Source organism: Brevundimonas sp., from assembly GCF_036732845.1.
GTDB lineage: Bacteria > Pseudomonadota > Alphaproteobacteria > Caulobacterales > Caulobacteraceae > Brevundimonas.
Window position 1 is genome coordinate 1 of sequence record NZ_DAINBO010000082.1, and the last position, 3,627, is coordinate 3,627.

Annotated in this window: 3 protein-coding genes and 1 riboswitch; of the genes, 2 read left to right on the forward strand and 1 reads right to left on the reverse strand. The window is 70.7% G+C overall.

What is annotated here, in order from left to right:
* Positions 1-1,364: amino acid kinase family protein (locus V7D63_RS13305; RefSeq protein WP_333592758.1), on the reverse strand; the 1,364-nt coding region annotated here is incomplete at its 3' end.
* A 405-nt stretch (positions 1,365-1,769) separates the two neighbouring features.
* Positions 1,770-1,886: riboswitch (SAM riboswitch) on the forward strand.
* Positions 1,887-2,058: 172 nt separating this feature from the next.
* Between V7D63_RS13305 and metX the strand changes: the two genes are divergently transcribed.
* Positions 2,059-3,003: a homoserine O-succinyltransferase MetX gene (gene metX / locus V7D63_RS13310; protein ID WP_333592759.1), complete on the forward strand. Its 945-nt coding sequence runs from the start codon at positions 2,059-2,061 to the stop codon at positions 3,001-3,003.
* On the forward strand, positions 3,000-3,627 hold a 628-nt coding region (locus V7D63_RS13315; protein WP_333592760.1), incomplete at its 3' end, for a PLP-dependent transferase. The genes metX and V7D63_RS13315, both read left to right, overlap by 4 nt.

A 3,627-nucleotide genomic window follows, 5' to 3' on the forward strand; every position in this document is an offset into this window, starting at 1 on the left:
TCCGACGACGGGTCCTCTTCGGCGAAACCGGCGGCGCGGGCGTCGGCCAGGGCCTCGTCAAAGGCCGCGCCCTGGCCCAACCGTTCCAGCATGAAGTTGCAGGTGCCGTTCAGCACCGCCTCGAACGACGCGATCGGCCCGGCGGCGCGGGCGGCGCGCACCGTCTCGATCATCGGCGACCCGCCCCCGACCGAGGCCGACCAGAACAGGCGCAGCCCACGTTCCTCGGCCAGCGACAGCAGTCCGGCGGGATCGGCGGCCACGGCCTGTTTATTGGCGCTGGCGACATCGCAGCCGGCTTGAAGCGCCGCGCGGATCAGGGCGTGCCCGGCCGCCCCGTCGGACAGGGCCTCCAGCACCACGTCGGGCTTTTTCGCCAACAGGTCCGCCGGGTCAGCGACGAACAGATCCGCGGGACAGTCGATATCGCGCGCCTTGTTCGGATCACGCACCAGCACGCCGACCACCTGGAAGCGCGGATCGTCCAGCAGGCGGCTGATCGCCCCGCCGCCGACGACGCCGCAGCCGGCCACGGCGACGCGGATCGGGGCGTGGACGGGGGCCGGTCCCGGCGGGGCCGAGCGGGCGCCGATCACCGTGCCCTCGGCGCGGTCCAGGGCCGCGACCTCGATCTCCACCGCCCGATCCTGACCCAGGTCGATGGCGTCGCGCTGAACCAGTTGTCCGCCCAGCCGACGCGCGCCTTCCCAGTCGATGCGGCGATAACGCTGGGCCGGGGCGCCCGGCGCCTTGGGATCGTGGTCGTAGAGACCGTCGACGTCCTTGACCAACCGCACCTTGTCCAGCCCCAGCTCGGCCGCCAGAAAGACCGCCGTCAGGTCCGAACCGCCGCGCCCCAGCAGGGCCAGCCGCCCGTCCGGCCGCACCGCGCCGAACCCCGGCACGATCACCGCCTGATGGCGATCCAGCGCAGCCTTCAGCGCCTCGCCGCGCAGGGCCGAGGGCCGGGCGTGCTCGGCCGGGCCTTCCGCCACCACGCCCAGTTCACGTACCGACAGGGCGGCGGCGTCCAGACCGATGCGGTCGCAGGCGATGGCGACCAGGGCCGCCGCCTTTTCCTCGCCCAGGGCCACATAGCCGGGCAACAGGTCGTTCTCATGCGCCAGGCCCAGGCCCCGCGCATCGGCCAGCAGCCGGTCGGTCTGGCCGCCGAAGGCCGAGACCACCGCCACCACCCGCCGCCCGGCCCGCACATGGGCATAGACGGCCGAGGCCACGGCGGGCGCATCGGCGGGGCTGCGCAAGATCGAGGACCCGAATTTCAGCACCACGATCGGCGCTTCGGCCTCAAGGCTGGCGGCGGGAGCGTCGGCTACGAGGGCCAGGGCGGCTTGGGAGGGCATGACGGAGGTCCGTTTCGGCAAAGATCGAGTGGGGAGGAATAGGAAAACCCCGCCTGGCGGGGCCGGACGGGGTTCGGGTTCTGCGTTCTGGCCGGTGCGACCGCGCTAACCTTTCCCCGCCCGCGAGGGCATGGTGGTGGTGGTCATCGAGGTCATGGTCATGGCGACGCTGGTCGCGAAAGCGACGGCGGCCAGGACGGTGATGGCGATCTGCTGGATCACGAGAGCCTCGTTTAAACTCAAGGCCAGAGTGAACCCGCCTGCCGCGCCGCGTCAAGCGGCCCGCACGAAAATTGCGACCAGCCAGTGCAAACACGCAACAGTCGGCCCTGACAGGCGAAACCCGCCGACATCGCGCAATAATTTTCCCCTTGACCGGCGAGCTTCGCATCCGCACCGTAAGGACACTCATCAAGACCGGCTGAGGGATAGGCCCTTTGACGCCGGGGCAACCATCGGGTTCCGCCCGAAACGGTGCCAACTCCTGCGGGGGTCGCTTCGGCGATCCGCGAGAGATGAGTGGAGCGTCGGCTAGGCGATGCTCCACGGTCTGTCACCGCGTCCAGGAGGCTTGAGGAGCCGAGGATGCGAACGACCGATGAGCCTGTTGGAACTCTCCCGCCCCGAAGACCCCTTCTGTCGCCCCGCGCGTCGTGAAGTTCGGTCGTCCGCCGTCATGCGCGGCGGCCGTGACGTGACCGCCGACATCCCCGCCGACTTCCATCTGGAATCCGGAGAGCGGTTGGGCCAACGGCGGCTCGTCGGGCGGCTGCACGGGACCGTGGGCGCGCCGGTGGTGGTGGTCGCGGGCGGGATTTCGGCCGACCGCTTCGTGCACAAGACCGAGAACGGCGGGCGCGGCTGGTGGTCGGGCGCCGTCGGCGTGCGCGGCCCGGTCGATCTGAACCGTTTCCAGGTGCTGAGCTTCGACTATGCGCCGGACGCCGGCGGACGGACCTCGGTGACCATCACCACCCGCGATCAGGCCCGTCTGTTGGCCCTGCTGTTGGACGAGGTCGGGATCGAGACGGTCGCCGCCTTCGTCGGCGCCTCCTACGGCGGCATGGTCGGCCTGGCCTTCGCCGAGATCTTCCCCGAGCGGATCGACAGCCTGGTCGTGATCTCGGCGGCGCATCGGGCGCATCCGATCGGCACCGCCTGGCGCGGCGTGCAGCGGCGCATCCTGAAGCTGGCGGCCGAGGCCGGGCGCGCCGAGGACGGCGTGGCCCTGGCCCGCGAACTGGCCATGACCACCTATCGCACCGGCGAAGAGTTCGCCGAACGCTTCCCCACCGAGGCCCCGACCACGGCGGGCGGTACCTATCCGGTGTGCGATTATCTGACGGCGCAGGGCCGGTCCTATCGCGGCCGGATGACGGCCGAGCGGTGGATCAGCCTGTCGGACTCCATCGACCGCCATCAGGTCACGCCCGAGGCGATCAAGACGCCCGTGACCCTGGTCGGCTTCACCACCGACCGGCTGGCCCCCATCGACGACCTGCGCGAACTGGCGGCGCGGCTGCCGGTCCTGTGGCGGTTCGTCGAAGCGCCGTCGCTGTACGGCCACGACGCCTTCCTGAAGGAGGAGGCGCTGATCGGCCAGGTCCTGCGCCAGGCGCTGAAGGAGGTGGACCAATGAGCCGCGCCTCGACCCGGATCGACACCCTGCTGGCCCGCGCGGGCGTGGACGCCGACCCGACCCACCGCGCCGTGATGCCGCCGCTTTATCTGTCGTCCAACTACGCCTTCGACGGCTTCGACAAGAAGCGGCCCTATGACTACACCCGTTCGGGCAACCCCACGCGCGACGTGCTGGGCGAGGCCCTGGCCGCGCTGGAAGGCGGCGCGGGCGCCGTGGTCACGGCCACCGGCATGGCGGCGGTGGACCTGCCGCTGAACCTGATCAAGCCCGGCGAACGGCTGATCGCGCCGCACGACTGTTACGGCGGCACCTGTCGCCTGTTGAACGCGCGCGCGCGTCAGGGCCGTTTTGAACTGGTGTTCGTCGATCAGACCGATCTTCCCGCCCTGGACGCCGCCCTGGCCCAGGGCGCGGCCATGGTCTTGATCGAGACGCCGTCCAACCCCCTGCTGCGCGTCACCGACATCGCCGAGGTGGCGCGTCGGGCCAAGGCGGCCGGCGCCCTGGTCGCGGCCGACAACACCTTCCTGTCGCCGGTGCTGCAACGCCCCATCGAACTGGGCGCGGACATCGTCATCCATTCGACCACCAAATACATCAACGGCCATTCCGACGTGGTCG